Consider the following 19909-nt stretch of genomic DNA (forward strand, 5'->3'; position numbering starts at 1 on the left):
AACGAATTTTCTTCCAGCCGAGGGGCATTCGAGAACGATGTTCTGTTTTATTTGGCATAGTAATCATCTACATTCGATCGTGTCACGACAGAGATTCCGGTATCCACCCTAACCGGCAGCGGTGCATTTTCATCCGAAGAAGACGGTGCAGGTACGGTGAGTTGGTGGTGCAAATGAAACAGGTATTGAAGGGACCAGTAACCCATGTTCCAGGTTCCTTGTGCGATCGTTGCAGAGATTGTGCCGCTCTTGATCATGTCCAGTGTAGCTTTATTGGTATCAAAGGATATGATCTGTAGCGGATAACCTGCATCCCCATTCTGAACCGCTTCACCAACGCCCGCTGCTCCCGTAGCTTCGGTTACAAAAATACCGCCGAGCTCCGGATATGTCTTCATCATTCGAAGAGCTTCATCCCTCGATTTCATTGCATCTCCGTGCCCGTCCGCGACTTCAACAACCTTCATGGAAGGGTACCGATCACGGATGGTATTACGGAACCCTTCCGTTCGCTCCTCATGATTTTGCTGTCCCGGCATGGTCAGAACGGCGACTTCTCCCTCCCGGCCCAGAAGCTCGGCCATTTTGTCTGCAGCAGTCACCCCTGCTTGATAATTGTCCGTGCCGAGAAAAGAATAGGCCCTGCTGTCCGGGGCATCCGCATCAAACAAAACCACCGGAATCCCTGCATCCAATGCTTTGTTAATCACAGGAATAAGCGACTGCGGGTCAATGGCGGAGATAGCGATGCCTGCCGGTTTCCGTGCAATCGCTTGCTCAATGATCGTCGTCTGTTCCTTCGGGTCATATCGGGTAGCTCCCCGATACTCCACGGTTACTCCGAGCGCATCCCCCGCATCCTCGAAGCCTTTGAGCACACTTTTCCAATATTCCAAGCCGGACTGAAATGTAATCATGATGTATGTTTCACCAATATCTCCACGCAGTCCCTTGGCTTCCCAAGAGCCATTCGCTTCGCTTGAGTATTCATACCTGAGTACATACAGTGCAAAAGCCGAGATAAGCAAAATGTAGACCAGCAATGTCTTTTTCATATTCGTTTTCACATCCTTGAGATCTGTCCACTTGTGTTTCGCTTAAATTGTAAACGCAAACACGCAAAAAAGAAACCGCTTTCCTCTCCAACCAAAGTATCTTCATACTTTCGATCTCAGGTTGTGCTGCTGCAATAATGTACTATCGGTTCCCCCATTCCCGCAGTATGATCATGAAACTACAACCCGGGGAGGCACTATGAAACGATGAACCTTACATCTTTTTTGATTTATTGCATTGTGGTTACCTTTACGCCAGGACCCAGCAATATTGTCATTTTATCTTCTGTCCAGCACGCGGGTGCACGCAAAACCATGCATTATGTGTGGGGAGCCACCGTGGCATTTGGGTTGCTGCTTGCCGCATCGGCTTTCCTCAATCATCTTCTGGCCGGCATCTTGCCCAGTCTTCTTCATGTGATGCAGATCGTTGGCAGCCTGTATATGCTGTACCTCGCCTATCAGATCTACAAGATGGGATCTTCCGAGGAGGCACCGAAGCAAGCAACCGGATTTGTGAGCGGTTTAATTATGCAGTTTGTGAATCCGAAGGTAATTCTGTTCACGTTCACCGTCATCCCCAGCTATGTGCTGCCTTATTATGACACCTCGCTGTCAACGATGCTGTTTGTCTGTCTTATCACTTTGATTGGATTTTTGGCCTTTACCAGCTGGGTTGTTTTCGGCTCTGTGTTCAGGCAATTTTTGCATGATCATCAAAAAGCTTTTAGTATCGTGATGGCTCTCTTTTTGGTATACTCAGCCATTATGGTATCGGGACTCATCTAGATTGGAGGTATGCATGGAGTGGAGCTGTTCAATTATAAGAAGTCGTCTGATGTCCTGGCCCTTTCGGCCAGTTTTACGGATTTTACGTATAAGAAGCACTGTCACGAGGAATATGCGGTTGGTGTAACGCTGCGCGGTATCCAGCAGTACCATCTGGATGGTCATTATCAGGCTTCCCACCAGAACGGTGTCATGCTGTTTAATCGGGAGCAGTCCCATGATGGCAGTTCTTACGACAAGGCTGGTATCGACTATGTCATGTTGTATCTGAAGCCGGAAGTGGTAGAAGACATTCTGGGGAAAAAGGAATTGCGTTTCTCCACTCCCATTGTCTATGATCCGCAGCTGGCACGAAGTATTCTCATGCTGAACCATGCCGTTCAGAGTGGGCAAGATGAAGCCAAATGCAGTGAACTGCTCTTCAGCCTCGTACATCTGCTGTCCCGGTCGGAGATTGATACTCACATTCCCGGACCTGGTGACGGGCTTGTCCGAAAGGCCAAAGAAATGATGTTCAGCAGGTTCGATGATGTGCTGAAACTGGATGATCTCTGTACCGAATTCAATATGTCCAAGTTTCAGTTTATCCGGGAATTCAAGTCACATGCCGGCATATCACCCTACCAGTTCTTCCTGAACTGCAAGGTTGAACATGCCCGGCAGGCCATAGAGAAGCACAAGGATGTCTACTCCGCGGTAGCCGAATGCGGATTCGTCGATCTTACGCATTTGAACAGACATTTTAAGCGTGTCTTCGGTGTTACCGCGTATGAATATATGCTTCAACTGAACTGAGGCGCTAATCTTTTTGTTCAAGCTATATTTAAGGTGAAATGATAGCATAATATCCATATCGTATGGCTGGCGGCCCAACATATGAAATTCAGACATCCTGGAGGAACATGACATTTGAAACAGCAAGGGAAAAAGGCCTTCTCTATCCCGCTGCTCCTTGCAGCATTGAGCCTTACCGTATTTGCACTGATTGCCCTGTCTATCAGTGATAACCAGATCCACCGGTTTGATGATAACCTGATTGGATGGATACAAGGGATGGAAGCTCCCGGAATGACCAAGTGGATGCAGGTGTTCACCTGGATTGGCAGCGGATGGCCTGTGATCATCATTACGATCATTTCCATGTTGGTTTTATATCTTTTCCTGGGACACCGAAGGGAACTTCTGTTTTTGGCAGCAGTCATTGCAGGTTCCACGCTGCTAAACACCCTGTTGAAACTGGCATTTCAGCGTGCCAGACCCACCATTCACCGCATTATCGAAGCAAGCGGATACAGCTTCCCAAGCGGACACTCAATGGCAGCATTCAGCCTGTATGGTGGACTGGCCTTTTTGATCTGGAAACATATCCCCACGGCAACAGGTCGGGTAATCATGATTATCGTCAGTGCAGCCTTTATTTTGACCATTGGCATGAGCCGGGTTTATCTGGGTGTGCACTATCCCAGTGATATTGCCGGAGGTTACTTTCTGAGCGGCAGCTGGCTGGCCATTTGCATTTGGTTTTATCAGCGTTATGTGGAGCGGCTCTCCCTGCTTCATTCCAAACCTCTGACATAGAACATCAAATTTAGAACATATGAAAGACCCGCCACCCTCAGAGCTGAGGTTAGAGCGGGTTTTCCTGTAGTTATTCCTGGATACCGTCCTGGACGAGAGTCAGGTCCACGTGAGCCCGAATATCCATCGAGCCATAATTTTTATAGAACGTTTCACTGTCCCAATGGTGGGTACGACTTCTTACATACTCTCCAAACCCGATCGGATCCACATTTTCTCTCTGACACTTTCGGATCAGTTGATTCATTTTAGCTTCCATATGCCTTTTCATTTCGGCTTCCAGTTCCTTCATCTCTTTGCCGGATAACAGAAAATCATTCCGCGAAGCCTTAATCACGGATGCGCTGATGTGAATCTTTGAATCCAGCGTTGCTGCTGGCGTGTCTGAAACCAACCGATGCTTCACGGAGGAAGATAAGATTTTGATTAGGGCATCATTGTCTGTTGTATTGGCCGATGGCTTCTGGGCTCCCTCAACCTCATTGATCTGTGCAAGAAACTTGCCATTCTTGGCATCCTCCGTAAGCAGCTTCAAACAAAGCCCCTCTTCATCACTCAGCTGAAGTACAGCTTTTTCCCCTTTGAAAACCACAAGTCCACCCAGCATAATTTTATCCTGATCGTTCAAACGAAGACGAGGGAGATAAATATCCTGTCCTTTGCTGAAATATTGGAACAATGTCTGATGCAGACTGAAGTGAGGCAGATTGGCAAAATTGCCGTTTTGCTCGATTAATTTCATCAGATACAGAGGATCATGAGCGGGGATGGACGCCTTAATGATATCCAGTGCCTTTCCTTCCGCTACGGCAAACTGCATACGTCTGGATACCCGGGTATTATGGGCTAACACGCGCAGAATATCGCCTATCCCGTGTTTCGCATAGTCCTCACCCAGCACCATCATTCTTAATTGGCCATACTCAATAGGTTCTTTCGCCTGCATATTCATTCTTGGCATGACATCGAAGCTGTTGGTTGAATCGATCTCCAGCAGTTCGACATCACTCTTGTCCTTCTCGGTATACTCACCGATGAGCACGCTGTTGTGAATTTGTTTATCTTGCAGATCGTATGCGGAAGTTAGGACAAGGCTGATCTCATTTACAATGCTCGTATCCTGGCAGGAGCTGAGCAGCAGCATCCCCATTACGCACATTACGGCAAGGATCCGTTTGGATAGACGTTTCATACGCTCACTCCTCATCCAGTTGATTCGTTTGATGAACCCTTCCCGGCTTGTAGCGGATGAAGGAGAGCGGCCTTAAATAGCTTGGCCTCTTATCCGTCTGTTGATAGGAAGCACGAATCAGGCTGTCTTTCAGATCCCTGAACCGCATCGGATAAAAAGGAGCCATGTAAGGCGACCCCAACGACTTTAATCGCGACAGATGGACAAGGAGGAAGCACAGACCGATCGCAATCCCGAATGCGCCCCAGATGGCAGCCAGTATAATGATCGGAAATCGCAAAAAACGAATGGCATTGGACATTTTATAGATCGGTGTCACAAACGAAGCCAGTGCAGACAAGGATACGATGATGATCAGAACGTTGCTCGTAAGTGCGGCCTCCACAGCAGCCTGCCCAAGAATGATCCCGCCAACAATACCCAGTGTTTGTCCGATCCGGTTCGGCAGTCTGGCTCCTGCTTCACGCAGGAATTCAATCGTCGTCTCCAGAAATATAGCTTCCACAAAAGGGGGAAACGGTACATTTTGTCTGGATGAGATCAATTTGCCAAGCAGCTCCTTGGGTATGACCTCATAGTGAAAGGTCATTAATGCCACATAGAGGGCTGAGGCAAACAACGAGAAAATGACTCCAAAAATGCGAATCAGGCGAAAAAAAGATCCAAGTGCCCACGGCAGATAATAATCTTCCGGCGATACAAAAAAATCAAACAACGTGGATGGCCCTGTAATAAAACTTGGCGAGCCTTCGCTGATGACGGCAACCTGCCCGGTGATCAGGGCATAGATGACTCTGTCCCTTCGTTCTGTTGTCGTAAACAAAGGGAACGGCGTAAGTGAATTATCCGCGATCAGTTGATCCAACTGAGACGTATCCAAGACAGCATCAAAATCGATTCCCTTCAGTCTGTTCTCCATCCGGCTGACGTTCTCGGGATGAGCAATACCATCCATATACAGAATGGCCACTTGGGATTGGGACAAGGAGCCCAGTGTCATTTCCTTGATGATCAGATTAGGTGTCCGCAGCTGTGTACGGATCAGATGCAGGTTAACCGGCAATGCCTCGACGAATCCGACCTTGGGTCCGATTACGCTAAATTCATTTTCCGTGTCGTTATCACTTCGTATCCCTTCCTTGCCTGGCATGGGAGCCAGAATGGCTTCATGAGTCAGTCCGTACTCCCGAATTAGCAGACTGCCTTGAAGAAGGGATTTGACCATTTCCTCGCCTTGATCGGTAAGGCTCGTTTCCTCTATGGGAATATGCAAGAGCGCCTCATGCAAATTCACTTCTTCGCTTGAAGGGATGCGTTCCTGCAAGGAGTGGATAGCTACTTCAAGGAGATGGCTGTCCACCAGCGTTTTATAGTAGCAGACTTCAAGGGCCAGTCCTGAGACGGTCATCGTACTTATGATAAAATCATCAGAGCGACGGCATGGATCGAGTGGGTCATGAGATGTACTGGACATCTGTTGGTTGTCACTGGCAGGTGAATTCATGCTTCCTCTCCTTTGGGCTGGTCCGGCATATCCTGATGTCCGGTAGAGCCCCCCAGATTCTTGCGGATCAGGGAGATGATAAACAGAAGCGGGACATATAACAAAATCAATACTTCCCCCGTTCTGGTGTATATCTCGGTGACCATATCAATATTCACGGTGTCTTTAACAACAAATAAAAGAATAGCAAAAAGGATAATGGCGAGTTTCAGTCCGAGACTGGGCTTGATCGATCTCTCCAGTTTCAAACAATGACATGCTGCCCATAGCCCCAACGTGATGATGGACAGAATCTTTAACAGCCAAAAGGATAACACCAGATACTCCATCCGCTGGATCAAAGGCATTTCAATAATGCTGATCATGCTCAGGGTAGGCCACAAATGTTCCTTCATCTGTCCATGATTGAAGTACATGAAGGAATAGATAAAGAAAACCAGATACACTATAGCCGCTGTAACTAAGGCGAGATAAGCCCATTTGAGGGAGCGACCTGGCGTCTTGATGTAGGGATATACGACCAGCAGAATGCCGCAGCCGATAAATTCATGAAGCATATCCCGTGTGGACATCCATATGGAAGTGACATCGTGATCCAGCACAGGAAGAAGGTTTCGTGGATGAAGATAGGAAGAGATCAGGAACGTCTGCGGGAAGACAAATACTAGGATGAAGAGGGTGCCCCAGAGGCACATCCCGGTGACCGACTGAATGCCGCCCGACACACAGTAATAGACAAGCAGCAGAACCACGATGCCCAGCAGCCAATTATTTTGTGTGGGAAGAATCCACAGCTGGATGATATGAATATAGGAGCGATAGGCTACAAAAGCTCCCAGCAGAAAATATAAAATAAAGATCCAATTCAGGACTGAACCCGCGATTCGGCCCCAATACCGCCTGTTGATGTGAACGAGAGAGGAATGACCGGGGGATTGGCGTGACAGCAGGACAAACATCATTTTTAGGATGATGGAGATCATGACAGCGGCGGCCAAAATGCTGATCCATCCATCTTTCTCCGCGCCGCGCAGCATTTTATATTGAAAATTCATTAAACCCACGCCAACCAAACTTACATAGAGCACAAAATACAGATGAATGGGTGACATGCTGTAGCGATTCCCGGAAGTGTTCACAGAGATCTCCCCTTTTCTGAACGAACATATGAATCTGCTGAAAAAAATCACTGCTAGCGTTTTACCTTCACTTATGCTCAGTCTCTGAGTTAAGTATGTAAATTATTCGAGATTTTATTCAAAAGCAAATACCCGCCTACTCCCTATAGAGGGAACAAGCGGGTACGACATCTCTTTTTATCGGCAATTCATTATAGTTCTTCGCCATTGGATTCAATGACTTTTTTGTACCAGTGGAAGCTCTTCTTCGGTGTTCTGCTCAGATCACCATTTCCATCATTATCCTTGTTGACATGAATGAAGCCGTAACGCTTCTTCATCTCTCCGGTCGATGCGCTGACGAGGTCAATACATCCCCACATCGTGTAGGCAATGAGCTCCACCCCATCCGCGACTGCTTCTTTCATTTGCTCAATATGACCTCTCAAATAATCAATGCGATAGTCATCCTGAATGGTGCCATCTTCTTCTACCACATCGACTGCACCCAGACCGTTCTCAACGACCATCAATGGCACCTGATAGCGATCATAGAGATGATTCAGCGTGTAACGCAATCCTTTCGGATCAATCTGCCAGCCCCAGTCGGAAGCTTCCAGGTACGGATTTTTGATCCCGCCCAGCAGGTTGCCTTCGGCTCTCTCCAAGGACTCGTCCGCACTTTCAACCAAGGACATATAATAGCTGAAGGAGTAGAAGTCCACGCAGCCCTCACGCAGGGTTTGCTCATCTTCCGGCTGCATCTCGATCTGAATGCCCTGCTCTGCGAAGAAACGTTTGGCGAAACCAGGGTACGCTCCTCTCACTTGCACGTCCCCACAGATCATGTTTGAAAGCTGATCCTTCTTCTGTGCAAGCAAAATGTCATCCGGATTACACGTGTTCGGATAGGCTGTCATGAACGCAACCATACAGCCGATTTGGAAGTCGGGGTTAATCTCATGTCCAAGCTTGACGGCCTTTGCGCTCGCCACGAACTGATGATGCAATGCCTGGAAGCGAGTCTGCGGATCGTCGATGCCATCTGTCAACGTTTCTTTTCCTTCAAACAGAATACCCGCCGCCATATATGCGCCCATCGGCATGGTCAGACAGTTGATCTCGTTGAATGTCAGCCAATATTTCACCTGGTCCTTATAGCGAGTGAACAGGGTTGTACAATAACGGAGGTAACAATCAATCACTTCACGCGAAGCCCATCCGTTGTATTTTTGCGTCAAACCAAATGGTGTCTCATAGTGAGAGATGGTTACCAACGGTTCAATGTTATATTTTTTCAGTTCGGCAAAAACTTGATCATAGAACTGCAATCCCTCTTCATTTGGCTCCAGATCGTAACCGTTTGGATAGATCCGGGACCAATTGATGGACATGCGGAACATTTTGAAACCCATCTCTGCCATCAAGGCAATATCTTCTTTGTAATGTCCGTAAAAGTCTACAGCCTCATGGCTCGGGTAATACGTGCCTTCTTCAAGTACTGGCGTAATCCGCCGCGGAGTCGTATGGGTACCGCCTGTCATCATATCGGATGTGCTCGGGCCTTTGCCGCCCTGATTCCATCCGCCTTCGAATTGATTGGCAGCCGTTGCGCCGCCCCAGTAAAATCCATCTTTCATTTTCATGACAAGTCCTCCTATGAATAAGCTGCTTAACACTATAATACCAGTGTAGCACCCATACCCTGACACCTATTGTCATGGTATAATCATGGCATGGAAAATAACCGATTATTCCGAATACTGCTGCTGTTACTTGAAAAGAAAAAAGCCACCGCACCTGAACTCGCCCGTTTGTTTGAAATCTCGGTACGCACGGTCTACCGTGACATCGACCGGCTGAGCGCGGCAGGAATTCCCGTCTACACCACCACAGGCAAGCACGGTGGCATCCATCTGATGGACAATTATGTTATGGACAAGTCCCTGCTGTCTGAAGAAGATCAGAACGAAATTTTGCTTGGACTGTACAGTATCAGTGCCATTCCACACCTGAACAGTGTTCATATGCTCAAACGGCTGACTGCCTTGTTTGATCACAAACTGGAGTGGATTGAATTCGATTTCTCCCCGTGGGGCAATATTCCTGTGCAGGAAAGAGATATGTTCAACTTAGTGAAGCAGGCCATACTGACTAAACAAGGGATGACATTCAACTATATTGACTCTGACGGAGAAGCAAGTGTGGAGACCATTGCACCCTTCAAACTCATTTTCAAAAATAGTACATGGTATATCGAAGGACAGGACGAAAGCCTGCCGTATTCTACCGAGAAAAAGACATTCAAGATGAAACGGGTCTCCGAGCTCCGTTTGCTGCCAAGGCTGCAAGAGCATGGATCAGCTTCTTCCACAGCCGATGTGGAAAAGACACCTGTGAACACTCCCTTATCCCTGGATCTCTTATTTTCAAGTTCCATTGCTTATCGGGCGCTTGATTTCTTCGAACCCTCCCGGATCAACAAACAGCCGGATGGTTGCCTTCGTGTGACGTTGGAAATTCATGAAGGAGAGCGGCTGTATTCGTTTCTGATGTCCTTTGGTGCTGAACTGACCGTTCTCGAACCTCCACTTGTCAGACATGAACTGCTCCGCCGATATCAACAGGCTGTCAAACACGTGCAAGCCTTCAATCCTGACGGCTGCTAGCCCAATGAATGATATAATGGAATCGCCAAGAGCTTGAATTCATTAATTCATTGCACAAGTTGCCCATTTTGTAGAGGAGGTTTATCCATGCAAGACATCAGACGCAACAATGTGGAACGTTTCAAAGGCTTCGGTACGTTATATGACCAGAATCGCCCGGCTGCACCCACAGAAGTCGTGGAAATTTTGAACACCTATCTCGGCACCAAACCAAGATTGGTTGCTGATGTGGGCTGCGGCACCGGGTTATCCTCATGGATCTGGCTGAATGAAGCTGAACGTATTATTGGTGTAGAACCCAGCGATGACATGCGAGCCGTGGCGGAGGCCAAATGGGAGGCTGCAGGCAAACCGGATCATCTGCGATTTGTATCAGGCTTATCTCATGAACTGGGATTGCCGGACGGCAGTGTGGATATTGTAACCTGCTCCCAATCTTTCCACTGGATGGAGCCTGAGTCTACACTTCGTGAATTCGCACGTGTACTGCGACCAGGAGGCATATTTGCCGCCTATGATTGTGACTGGCCACCTATCCTCGATTGGCAGCTGGAGCAGGCATATCAGCAGTTGATCGCCGAAGCTGATCATCAAGCTTCCAGTCTGGCAGCACAGGAAAACCAGGCTCATAAATGGAGCAAGAACGGACATCTGCAGCAAATAAGCCAATCAGGCCTGTTCCGCTATGTTCGTGAGATCGTATTCCATCACCATGAGACGTTTGATGCGGATCGGTACGTCAATCTGGCCCTCAGCCAGGGCGGCTTGCAGACAGCGCTGAAGCTTGGAGCGGACGAACTATTAACGGCCGCAGATGAATTCAGAGCGCTCGCTACCCGGATATTTGACGGACAAACGAGAACGGTCTTGTTTTCTTATCGCATGCGCCTGGGCATCATCTGATCTTCCCATTATTCCAATCATATAGATCCAACCCGGAAGAAAGGCAGTGAATGGCTTTGAATGATTTGAACACCTTGATGCAAGATCGGGCTTTTATTGAACAATGCTTGGATAACTATTTCAATTCCCCTCATAGAGACATCCTGATGTCCCATCCAGCCAAAACAGAGGACGAGGATTACGGCGTTCCTAAGGACATGCAGGATGGTGCAATAGATGAAGAAGGCTGGGTTCGCTGGAGAATGCTGGCTTCTATGGTGACCGAGGATGAGATTCGCAGGCTGGAACAGTCCTGTGGATTGCCCGTTCCCGTCCCGCCGTTGTATCGTGCATATCTGAGCACAAGATATGTCATGAATGTCTATCTGCGCTTCGACGATTTTGTCATTGGTCTGCCGGATTTGCCCTCCGATCGTCCATTACGGGACTTACAAGATTTATGGGTAGCCTGGAAACCACTAATTGCCGAAGGATACATTCCACTCGCTACATACGAAGATGACGCCGGACCGGTATGTTGGGACATTCGCAAACCCTATGGTGCACATGATTATGCTGTCGTTTGGTTTGATCATGAGCTGCTGGTGCATAATGAATGGCCCAATCGCGAACAGCTTGAAGGCTGGGCTGTACCTCTATTCCCATCATTCCAGGATATGCTCACCCCACTTGCGTCCAGCCACGATTCATAACTAACAGGTATCGAAAAAGACGGTTCCTCCTATGTGGAGAGAACCGTCTTAGACTTATTTATCAAGATGAGAACAAATGGCTTAACTGCTCTTCCTGCACATTCAATGCAAGTACCAGCTTGGATGGATCCTGTTTGGAATAGATGACGTTAATGATGTGACCCTGCTGAACCTGAGACAGGGCGGAAGGCAGAATATCCTTTTGCGTTGTCACTTGAAACGTCTCCCCATTCGGTGGGGTCACGCTGAGCGTGAGCTGAAGCTTAATCTTGCCTGTTCCCGAATTTCCCAGCGGGGTGACGTCGAGAATCTTGGCCATCGCTTTCTCCCCCGTACGGGCAATATCCATCATATCTGGAGAAACACCCTCCTGGATCATCTTCTCGTTAAGCAGTTCCTGCAGGTCCGCTTGCGATAGCTGTCCTTTCAGATCAATCCCCACCTTACGCTCATCCTTCTCGGAAACGACCAGCGGAACAAAACTTCCTGGCTGAAACTGTGCCAGCGCTGTAAGGGGGACGACCGTTTTCAATTCAGCGTCATATTTCTCCCGCCCTTTGCGCGATACAGTCAGGCTGAGCCGCACTTCTGGCTGTTCATTAATATACGTGCCTGTCTGCTGAACGCTTCGAATGACGCCCACAGCAGGAAGTCCTGACTTCACCCGACCCACGCCGAAGATGTTACTTAGAATGGTTGGAATGAAGATTAGGCCAACGCCTGCAAAGATCGCCGGTTTATACCACCAGGCCTGCATGATGATAAAGGGATCATTCCAGAGCTGCTGTGCCAGAAATGGCGAAAATCCCACCCCGAATACGGTCAACACACCAATCATTCTCAATATACCTGTCATATCCCCCACTCCTTCATCTCTATAATTCGTTGTTATATGAATAAATCAAACTACTCTCTATCCGTACTGTGCTTAATCCTTGGGGTGAACACTTAACCTGTCAACAATCCCATATAAATCAGTTCCGACGGATTCGCAGGATTCTGACCTAATCCAATCCGGTCTCCCACCCGGGGAATCTGCATTTTGGACACTAGCGTTTCCAGCGTTCGCTGATACTGTCTTCCACTCGTCTCCGTTACATCCAATACGAGTACCACAATGGGATCAAAGTTAATCAGCTTGCCTGTATCCGTAATCGTGAGGACCGTAGCCGTGGCCGTTAAGGGAAGTGAACCCGTCGCCGCCAGTTGTGCCTGTTTCGCTGAATCCAGACTCTGATTGATTGCTTCCCGGTGCTGCTTGGGTACGAAGCCTTTCATCATCAGGCCGGTAAGTCCTTTGTTCATCACTCGATCTGCTTTTGCAATGGCGTCTTCCTGTTTGTTCTTCTTGCTAAACCATCCCATCCGAAACACCTCATTTGTTTGTTTTTTGTTATATATTCATTATAAACAGGAGGGCTTCGCTTTGAATATGCTTCTGACTGTATACAAAATAAACGCCAAATCCGTAAATTCAATCGTGATATGATGGCTGATTTTTATGTTTAGTTCATTTAATTAGCAAAAAAAGAGCCGAGTATCGGCCCTTTAATTGGTCTCGGAATCTTTTATTTTGTAGAAAATGGACCACCCCTGAACAAAAAACGTGATCCAAGCATGCATTTCAAGCCGATTTACTCCCTTATTTTTTGCGCAGCAGATAAACCAGCTTCTTATAATACATCGCTGCCTCTTTATACCTGCGCTGATCCTCGGATACCACCGCGAGTCCCTCATATAACGGCTCCAGTCTCATGGCATGCTGTGTCGATTCGAAATAGGGAAGGCATGCGAGGGCCTGTTCCATAAACGCTTCACGATTCCCATGTGCCAGGGCCAGATGACTCTGATAAAACGTTCCACTCATCTGTTGATCCTCTGTTATTGCACATGTAAGCAGTTGATCCACACTTTGCGCAAGCATGCCCCAATGTTTGCGGCCAAGTGCGACCTCACAGCGATACACACAGATGAGGGGCTTCATCGCCTGCTGTGTTTCTTCCGGTTCCTGCATTAGCAGCGTCTCAAATCGCTCAATCTCCGTCTGAGCCTTGTCTAACTCCCCCGTCATGGTCAACATGACAATACGATTGTTTGCAATTGCAGTAACGAGATCGCCCTGATTCCCGGCATACACCAGGTTGGCTTCCGCCATCGTAAGAGCCGAGAGGGCTTCCTGTACAAGCCCCATGGCGAAGCAATAACCGCTATAGGCAACATATAAACCCGACAAGCGGTGGAATAGACGCTGATCATACACATGCCGCATCGTCAGTTCAAAGACCTGTTTAGCCTCTTCGTATTGTTTGACCTGAATATAGGCTTCCATTTTGATATTTTGTACGGACAGCCAAAATTCACTACCAGGGAGAGCCAGCTCACTGAGCCTTGTTGCATGAGTCAACACGTCGACATAAGCAAGCTTGGAACGATAATACTGCACCTTGTAATACAAGAGGGCTTTTGCCAGCGGACGGGGCAGATCCACATCATCCGGACGACCGTATTTCTCCAAATAAAAATTCAAATAGGAAGTATGAATGTATTCATGAGCGGCTGCGTCGTTCAGCTGCTGGTAATACACTGCTTTCATAAGAGCGGTCGTCATTTCAACCGTCAGCGCATCATCCCGATCTTCCAGCGCATGCACGGTGTCTTCCGGTATGGCCGAAGCCGGCATGGACAGCTGTGCAAAAATAGCCTCTGCCCGTTCCAGCGTCTCCTCACTCTGATCCGCTGCGTGCAGCAGGTAAGACGGCTTGACTGCCAGGCGTGAAGCAATGGCTTCAGCCAAGTCCTCGGGGAGCGGATAACGATCCGCCAGTATGTTCGCAAAATGAGCCTGTGTCACCAGACCCTCAACCAAATCCTTGCGGGAAATTTGCTTTCTTTTACTCAGAAATTCAATCCGTTCCTTGAGCATGGGCGTGTGTTCCTTTCGATTCATTGCTGTAAATGCTATGAACTATCATCGCAAAATCAGGGAATCAATGCCACCCTTTTGACGAATTCAAATGAAACGGTTTCCGTTTCGGTGACAATTGTTTTACAATAAGGAGGTATGCAATGGAGAATATGGACTAACTATTAACACATGAGTTGATAATGAAAGGATGCCAATGAATGATTATTAAACCAAGAACGCGTGGTTTTATTTGTACGACTTCCCATCCTGTAGGTTGTGCCGCACAGGTGCAAGAACAGATTGAATACGTGAAATCCCAGCCGGCGCTGAAAGGGCCACGTAATGTGCTCGTTATCGGTGCTTCTACCGGATACGGACTCGCATCACGTATTGTCTCCGCGTTTGGCGCAGGAGCGAACACCATCGGTATTTACCGCCCAAGCAGCTCAACGGACAAGCGTACCGCTTCGGCAGGATGGTACAATTCGGCTGCATTTGAGAAGGCCGCGGAAGAAGCAGGCCTGAAATCCTACAGCATCACCGGGGATGCATTTGCTAACGAAACGAGAGAAAGAGCAGTCGAGCTGATCCGCAGCGAATTCGGCCAAGTTGACCTTGTGGTCTACAGTGTGGCATCCGCACGGCGCACCGATCCGAACACCGGAGAAGTTTCCAACTCCGTGCTGAAACCGATTGGACAATCGTATACGAACAAAACGGTCAATTTCCATACGGGCGAAATCACTTCCGTTACCCTGGAGGCTGCAACTGAAGAAGAGATTCGCCAAACAGTAACGGTAATGGGCGGCGAAGACTGGGAACTGTGGATGGATGCACTGCAGCAGGGCGGCGTGCTGGCTGATGACGCTACGACGATTGCATTCTCCTATATCGGTCCTGAACTGACACAGGCCATCTATCGTGAAGGCTCCATTGGCCAAGCGAAGGATCATCTGGAGGCGACGGCACACAAGCTGAATGATCGCATGAGTGCCACGGGTGGACGTGCATATGTGACTGTAGCGAAAGCTCTTGTCACCCAGTCCAGTTCCGCGATTCCAGTTGTACCGCTGTACATCTCTGCCTTGTACAAAGTCATGAAGGAAAAAGGACTGCACGAAGGCTGTATCGAGCAACTGCAGCGTCTGTTTGCTGATCGCCTGTATGCCGGAGGGGACGTTCCAACAGACGAACAAGGACGCATTCGTATTGACGATTGGGAGATGAGAGAGGATGTTCAGGACGAAGTGGCGAAGCTCTGGAATGAGCTGACCACAGACAACATCTACGATCTGTCGGATCTCGAAGGGTACCGTCGCGAGTTCTTCCAGCTGTTCGGTTTTGAGACCGATGGCGTGGACTACGAAGCTGACGTGGATCCCAATGTGGAAGTACCGCATCTGCGCTAATCGCTATTAAGAGATAACACAGTGCGGGTGCGTACATCAAACGAAATGATATAAACGTAAAGGAGAGCCCCTAGGCTCTCCTTTTGTTATGTTCAGATTTATTGAGTGAGTGAATGATTTATCTTCTTCAATCTCATGTACCCTTCATGCATCAGAGGATCAGAGGGACTTCAATCCCTTTTTTAGTGCTGCAGGCACTGTCTTTTCCACCTTGATGGACTGTGCTCCATGCATGATTGCGAAGAAGGCGAGTCCATCCCGAAAATCGGACATCCATTCTTCCACGGGGGGAGCGCTCTCCTCCATGGATAACAAACGGACCGTGAGTGTTCCCGTTTTACGATCCAGTCTGGGATCCATCCGCCCGATCAGCCGATCCCCGTGAAGAATGGGCATGGCGTAATAGCCATACGTCCGTTTCGCTTCAGGCGTGTAAATCTCCCACTTATAATGAAAATCAAACAAATCCACAATCCGTTCCCTTCTCCAGAGCAGGTTATCCAATGGGGGTAAGAAACGAACCGGACCTGATGCCTCATAATGTGTCTCATCCTGCTGCATTCTCAGCAGCAGCTCTTCATCCTCTGTCCGGATGTAGTAGGGTGTCACGACCCCCTCAATCTCCAGGGGAATCATTCGTCCATCCGCCACACGTGCAGCCATCTGGGCACGCCGCTCTGCTGCGGACCATTTCAGCCATCCGAGTCTGGCATCACGGGTATCCACTACCCGATAGGCATGGATGTATTTATCCAGAAGTGCCTGCTGTTGTATATGCGTCTCCTGTTCTACACGAAGGCCAGGCCTCTGTTGATAAAGATTCGGTTCAGTGATCTGGAAGTATCGTTCATTGCCCTGCCTTGCAACGACCCGGATGGCGGCAGTATCCAGCAGCAGGTTCAGTGCAAGACTTGTGTCCTTGGTCTTCGGTGCATCCGGACGATCCCAATAACCACTGACTCGTTCAACCGCACGAAATGCTTTGGAGGGCAGCGGTCCTTCCTCAGCAAGACGCTGCAGGACATGCTGTACAGTTATCTCCAGACGCTGCAGGGATGGATTAAGCCGTTCCCTTAATCTTGCGCGCACAGGTTCGAAGTACGCGTAGTCCTCCATCGGAATGACACAGGCGGCATTGGCAAAATACTCGAATACCTTGTGCTCACGAAGCAATGTATGTAAATATGCAGGTTCGTATCCCGGATCGCGGGCACCCAGAACCAAATGCTGATTGCCAATCACTGCTGCAACCGGATCAATCTGCACGCAGCCTAAAGTACGAATCAGACGCATAACCTGATCCGGTCCGGACGATCCCGATTCTGCTGGCCAACGTTCCAGCAGCAATTGTGTATGCAGCAAAAAGCGCCGAACAGCAGCCTTTGTCGTACGCAGGGGTGTAGTCATGATGGATCATTCGTCCTTTCTCACAGGATTCATGGTTCGCATTTACGATTTTTACAGTTTGTCCTATTTTTCCATTTTATCAGTCTTTAATGAAGCAATCCAACCAAAGTATTAAGTAAAACATTCATGAAGCTCCCTTGCCGCACGTCCCGTGGACAAAATAAAAAGAAGCACCACCATCCTGGATGATCCGCTTCTTGTGTTTGACCTTTTGCAGTTTTTCTTGTTTGGTTGGCATGAGTCGAACATGTTGGGATAATGCACCATAATTTTCGTTTACTCTTCGGCTCTGTTCGGGACAATATTGTCCTGAGCGCTCTGCTCTGCGTAATGCTTTTTGTGTTTGGGTACGTGCCATAATGGATATACACTCTCCTTTGGTTGAATACACTCAATATATCATGTGCAGGCATGCAAGTGAAGGTGAACCCTGCCTAATTTCCTCGTAAAAAGGCCCTATCGGGCCTGATAAATGCATTTCTAATATAGAACTCTAGCGTGTAGTTCGTTTTCGTCTCGATTGCCACGTTTCTACCGGTTCCTGATCATCTTCTTCAATGAGCTCCATCGCTTCTTCCACTCTTCTCGACTTGAACAGAACAATCAGATCCATTAGATCTTCCCGGTCCAGCAGCTTCACACCGTTGACCGCAGCCAGAGTCCGGCAGGCTTCCGTGTACCTCGCTGAAGTCAGAACGATTGAGCGGTCTGCTTCATAATAACGCATCGAGGTGTAAATCTCCTGCACGGCACTCAAACCAACCGGATGATTCGCTCCATATCGTTTGGCCTGAATCACATTCCGTCTGCCCAGCCGGTCTGTAAACACAAGATCCGCGCCGAAGTCACGGCTGCTGGTCGTCTTGTGAACTTCTTCGTAACCGAGCTGTTGAAACAAATGAAAGAGATACAACTCAAACTCCGAACCATCTTCCATTTTGTCGATGTCCTTAATTGAAATCTTGCGTGGGTTGGCTTCACTGCGTATACGCTGTCCCCGCCGGATGATTCGCCGAATTACCAAGGCTAGCAGCAGCAATACAGCGATCGATCCAATGACCCAAGGGGTTACGTTGTCATTCCAATTCATGTCTGTTCTCCTTGTACATTCCTCTGTCTGAATCCGTGCCTAGGTTAGAATTAACCATCATTACCGCACTTAATATAACAAACTTCTACCTGGTTCGGAAGAAGATGAATTCCCTGTAACCGTTATACTTCATCAAACATAGATAATAGGATACATCACGGATAAAAGGTTACAGTCTCTCAGGTTGAATTCCAACTGGATTAAATGGTAGAATTCAACAATCGGTTCTATTTTGAACCGAAGAAAGGTGGTTTATAACTTGCTTACATTAAACAAACGCAATACCAAAACTCTGGCAGCCCTGCTACTCAGCGGCGTGCTCCTCTTCAGTATGAATACAACGGGTTATGCCGCAGTACAGAGTGAGCCGCTTCCCAAACCTGCTTGGACTTCGCCTTCACTGATGCAATCCCAGGTCAACACGGAGAAAGACGTTCTGGTCAAGGAGATCAACGCTGTCCCTGCCAAAAACCTGGTATACGTACATTCCTCCCAGCCTGTGACCAAAACAAGTAGTGCCACAACGCTGGCCTGGCAGCTGGATACACTTCAAGCCCTGGATGCAACAACCGGCAAAGTGAAATGGAATTATATTTTTCATGAGAAAAGCGGGCCGTATACGACCTATTCCGATTCAATATACACCAGTTACGGCACAGCCTATGTATATATGGAATATTCGGATGGAACCAAGAAAGTATACTCATTTAACACATCCGGTAAAACGAATTGGGTCAGAACGGTAAATGCTCCTTCCGATCTGTATCTTCTCGATGACGAAACCTTGCTAGTCGCTTCCAGTCAAGGTGCACAGTCCAACGGTTCGGTTCGAACCGCTATCTCGCTTTATGACAAGAAGGGCAAGCTGATTACCGAAAAGACGGTTAATGGTGCTGTGCTCCAGGCAGGCAGTGACCGCATTGTGGTAGATGCCAGCAAACGAATCAAAGTCGGTAGTTACTGGCAGCCTGCAGCGAATCCCAAAGTGGAGATCTATGATCGTTCGCTCACTCGCCTGTCCTTCTATCAATTCCCGAGCAATGCAAACACGCAGGGAGACGGCGGTGGTGAGTCACTTGCCATACTGAACGATGGCTCCGTCATCATGCGTGCCAACTTTGAGAACACGGGCAACAAACTCATGGGCTTCGGAGCAGATGGCAAGCTCGCTTGGGGACGCAGCATTCCAGGTAATGCCTTCATTCAGACAGCAGGCGACGGATATACCCTGTTTACAGGTTCCAAGCTGGAGCTGTACAACATGAAAGGCAAAGTAACTGAGCGCACGTTCAAGGATCAACAGCCTGTGCTGATGCAAGTGAAGCGGACACAGGGTGGACAGTATCAACTTGATTTTGCCAAAACAGGTTATATTGTGGACCCCAAAACCCTGGAAGACGTGCATGTGTACACATCCAGTGCTTCGGTTCCTTCTATTATAAGTCCTTCAACGTATGTCAATGGTGTCCTCTACACCATTCAGGATGATACACTATCCAAACATGTGCTTAAGTCCATGTCCGCAAAATAATTCATCAGCCTTGATTAAAAAAAGCCGGGTCGACTCCAAAAGGAGCCTGCCCGGCTTTTGCTATACG

19 protein-coding genes are annotated in these 19909 nt (G+C 48.3%); 8 read left to right on the top strand and 11 right to left on the bottom strand.

What is annotated here, in order from left to right; all coding sequences use genetic code 11:
- Positions 1–47 precede the first annotated feature (47 nt).
- Positions 48–1055: a substrate-binding domain-containing protein gene (locus AC3RCI_RS22365; RefSeq protein ID WP_336780333.1), complete on the bottom strand. Its 1008-nt coding sequence runs from the start codon at positions 1053–1055 to the stop codon at positions 48–50.
- A 207-nt stretch (positions 1056–1262) separates the two neighbouring features.
- Here AC3RCI_RS22365 and AC3RCI_RS22370 point away from each other — a divergent pair, with 207 nt between their 5' ends.
- The 3 genes from AC3RCI_RS22370 (at position 1263) to AC3RCI_RS22380 (ending at position 3422) form a co-directional block, all read left to right on the top strand.
- Complete coding sequence (locus tag AC3RCI_RS22370) at positions 1263–1844, top strand: LysE family translocator (protein WP_127538702.1); 582 nt, start codon at positions 1263–1265, stop codon at positions 1842–1844.
- A gap of 18 nt (positions 1845–1862) precedes the next feature.
- On the top strand, positions 1863–2639 hold the full coding sequence (locus AC3RCI_RS22375; RefSeq protein WP_127538701.1) for an AraC family ligand binding domain-containing protein: 777 nt from the start codon (positions 1863–1865) through the stop codon (positions 2637–2639).
- 114 nt (positions 2640–2753) lie between these two features.
- On the top strand, positions 2754–3422 hold the full coding sequence (locus AC3RCI_RS22380; protein ID WP_127538700.1) for a phosphatase PAP2 family protein: 669 nt from the start codon (positions 2754–2756) through the stop codon (positions 3420–3422).
- Between the two features lie 70 nt (positions 3423–3492).
- On the opposite strand, the gene AC3RCI_RS22385 is transcribed toward AC3RCI_RS22380, so the two are convergent.
- The 4 genes from AC3RCI_RS22385 to AC3RCI_RS22400 all read right to left on the bottom strand — a co-directional run bounded on the left by AC3RCI_RS22385 (position 3493) and on the right by AC3RCI_RS22400 (position 8882).
- On the bottom strand, positions 3493–4614 hold the full coding sequence (locus AC3RCI_RS22385; protein WP_492526489.1) for a Ger(x)C family spore germination protein: 1122 nt from the start codon (positions 4612–4614) through the stop codon (positions 3493–3495).
- Positions 4615–4618: 4 nt separating this feature from the next.
- Positions 4619–6118 (bottom strand): spore germination protein, encoded by a 1500-nt coding sequence (locus tag AC3RCI_RS22390; RefSeq protein ID WP_492526491.1) that lies wholly within the window; start codon positions 6116–6118, stop codon positions 4619–4621.
- Positions 6115–7257 (bottom strand): GerAB/ArcD/ProY family transporter, encoded by a 1143-nt coding sequence (locus AC3RCI_RS22395; protein ID WP_492526493.1) that lies wholly within the window; start codon positions 7255–7257, stop codon positions 6115–6117. Before AC3RCI_RS22395 ends, AC3RCI_RS22390 begins: the two co-directional genes overlap by 4 nt.
- Positions 7258–7448: 191 nt before the next feature.
- Complete coding sequence (locus tag AC3RCI_RS22400; RefSeq protein ID WP_492526495.1) at positions 7449–8882, bottom strand: glycoside hydrolase family 1 protein; 1434 nt, start codon at positions 8880–8882, stop codon at positions 7449–7451.
- 90 nt (positions 8883–8972) lie between these two features.
- On the opposite strand from AC3RCI_RS22400, the gene AC3RCI_RS22405 reads away from it, so the two are divergent.
- The 3 genes from AC3RCI_RS22405 to AC3RCI_RS22415 all read left to right on the top strand — a co-directional run bounded on the left by AC3RCI_RS22405 (position 8973) and on the right by AC3RCI_RS22415 (position 11500).
- Complete coding sequence (locus AC3RCI_RS22405; protein ID WP_492526497.1) at positions 8973–9905, top strand: helix-turn-helix transcriptional regulator; 933 nt, start codon at positions 8973–8975, stop codon at positions 9903–9905.
- 87 nt (positions 9906–9992) lie between these two features.
- Complete coding sequence (locus tag AC3RCI_RS22410) at positions 9993–10808, top strand: class I SAM-dependent methyltransferase (protein ID WP_492526499.1); 816 nt, start codon at positions 9993–9995, stop codon at positions 10806–10808.
- A gap of 50 nt (positions 10809–10858) precedes the next feature.
- Positions 10859–11500 (top strand): SMI1/KNR4 family protein, encoded by a 642-nt coding sequence (locus AC3RCI_RS22415; RefSeq protein ID WP_336780324.1) that lies wholly within the window; start codon positions 10859–10861, stop codon positions 11498–11500.
- A 61-nt stretch (positions 11501–11561) separates the two neighbouring features.
- Here AC3RCI_RS22415 and AC3RCI_RS22420 read toward each other — a convergent pair whose 3' ends face one another.
- The 3 genes from AC3RCI_RS22420 to AC3RCI_RS22430 form a co-directional block, all read right to left on the bottom strand.
- Positions 11562–12356, bottom strand: coding sequence for a hypothetical protein (locus AC3RCI_RS22420; RefSeq protein WP_492526501.1), 795 nt, complete (start codon positions 12354–12356; stop codon positions 11562–11564).
- Positions 12357–12448: 92 nt separating this feature from the next.
- The gene (locus AC3RCI_RS22425) at positions 12449–12865 is read right to left on the bottom strand and encodes a hypothetical protein (RefSeq protein WP_336780323.1); all 417 of its coding nucleotides are present in this window, start codon (positions 12863–12865) and stop codon (positions 12449–12451) included.
- Positions 12866–13142: 277 nt separating this feature from the next.
- The gene (locus AC3RCI_RS22430; protein ID WP_492529983.1) at positions 13143–14423 is read right to left on the bottom strand and encodes an XRE family transcriptional regulator; all 1281 of its coding nucleotides are present in this window, start codon (positions 14421–14423) and stop codon (positions 13143–13145) included.
- A gap of 200 nt (positions 14424–14623) precedes the next feature.
- Between AC3RCI_RS22430 and fabV the strand changes: the two genes are divergently transcribed.
- Positions 14624–15814 carry an enoyl-ACP reductase FabV gene (fabV, locus tag AC3RCI_RS22435; protein ID WP_336780322.1) on the top strand — a complete coding sequence of 397 codons (1191 nt, stop codon included), beginning with the start codon at positions 14624–14626 and terminating at the stop codon, positions 15812–15814.
- A gap of 159 nt (positions 15815–15973) precedes the next feature.
- On the opposite strand, the gene AC3RCI_RS22440 is transcribed toward fabV, so the two are convergent.
- From AC3RCI_RS22440 to AC3RCI_RS22450, 3 genes are all read right to left on the bottom strand, one after another.
- Entirely contained in the window at positions 15974–17221 is a 1248-nt protein-coding gene (locus AC3RCI_RS22440; protein ID WP_336780321.1) for a DNA glycosylase AlkZ-like family protein, read from the bottom strand.
- Positions 17222–17345: 124 nt separating this feature from the next.
- On the bottom strand, positions 17346–17579 hold the full coding sequence (gene brfA, locus AC3RCI_RS22445) for a ribosome rescue factor BrfA (RefSeq protein WP_390582123.1): 234 nt from the start codon (positions 17577–17579) through the stop codon (positions 17346–17348).
- 135 nt (positions 17580–17714) lie between these two features.
- Positions 17715–18311, bottom strand: a complete 597-nt coding sequence (locus AC3RCI_RS22450; RefSeq protein WP_336780319.1) for a restriction endonuclease — start codon at positions 18309–18311, stop codon at positions 17715–17717.
- A gap of 259 nt (positions 18312–18570) precedes the next feature.
- Here AC3RCI_RS22450 and AC3RCI_RS22455 point away from each other — a divergent pair, with 259 nt between their 5' ends.
- On the top strand, positions 18571–19842 hold the full coding sequence (locus tag AC3RCI_RS22455; protein ID WP_492526503.1) for a hypothetical protein: 1272 nt from the start codon (positions 18571–18573) through the stop codon (positions 19840–19842).
- Positions 19843–19909 lie beyond the last annotated feature (67 nt).

The organism is Paenibacillus sp. MT124, from assembly GCF_058792755.1.

Excerpts from the sequence above, each read along its gene's own strand:
- AC3RCI_RS22390 (WP_492526491.1), bottom strand. The coding sequence starts at position 6,118 with ATGAATTCACCTGCCAGTGACAACCAACAGATGTCCAGTACATCTCAT.
- fabV (WP_336780322.1), top strand. The coding sequence starts at position 14,624 with ATGATTATTAAACCAAGAACGCGTGGTTTTATTTGTACGACTTCCCAT.
- AC3RCI_RS22405 (WP_492526497.1), top strand. The coding sequence starts at position 8,973 with ATGGAAAATAACCGATTATTCCGAATACTGCTGCTGTTACTTGAAAAG.
- AC3RCI_RS22450 (WP_336780319.1), bottom strand. The coding sequence starts at position 18,311 with ATGAATTGGAATGACAACGTAACCCCTTGGGTCATTGGATCGATCGCT.
- AC3RCI_RS22430 (WP_492529983.1), bottom strand. The coding sequence starts at position 14,423 with ATGCTCAAGGAACGGATTGAATTTCTGAGTAAAAGAAAGCAAATTTCC.
- AC3RCI_RS22400 (WP_492526495.1), bottom strand. The coding sequence starts at position 8,882 with ATGAAAATGAAAGATGGATTTTACTGGGGCGGCGCAACGGCTGCCAAT.
- AC3RCI_RS22385 (WP_492526489.1), bottom strand. The coding sequence starts at position 4,614 with ATGAAACGTCTATCCAAACGGATCCTTGCCGTAATGTGCGTAATGGGG.
- AC3RCI_RS22425 (WP_336780323.1), bottom strand. The coding sequence starts at position 12,865 with ATGGGATGGTTTAGCAAGAAGAACAAACAGGAAGACGCCATTGCAAAA.
- AC3RCI_RS22440 (WP_336780321.1), bottom strand. The coding sequence starts at position 17,221 with ATGACTACACCCCTGCGTACGACAAAGGCTGCTGTTCGGCGCTTTTTG.
- AC3RCI_RS22420 (WP_492526501.1), bottom strand. The coding sequence starts at position 12,356 with ATGACAGGTATATTGAGAATGATTGGTGTGTTGACCGTATTCGGGGTG.
- brfA (WP_390582123.1), bottom strand. The coding sequence starts at position 17,579 with ATGGCACGTACCCAAACACAAAAAGCATTACGCAGAGCAGAGCGCTCA.
- AC3RCI_RS22410 (WP_492526499.1), top strand. The coding sequence starts at position 9,993 with ATGCAAGACATCAGACGCAACAATGTGGAACGTTTCAAAGGCTTCGGT.
- AC3RCI_RS22365 (WP_336780333.1), bottom strand. The coding sequence starts at position 1,055 with ATGAAAAAGACATTGCTGGTCTACATTTTGCTTATCTCGGCTTTTGCA.
- AC3RCI_RS22370 (WP_127538702.1), top strand. The coding sequence starts at position 1,263 with ATGAACCTTACATCTTTTTTGATTTATTGCATTGTGGTTACCTTTACG.
- AC3RCI_RS22415 (WP_336780324.1), top strand. The coding sequence starts at position 10,859 with ATGGCTTTGAATGATTTGAACACCTTGATGCAAGATCGGGCTTTTATT.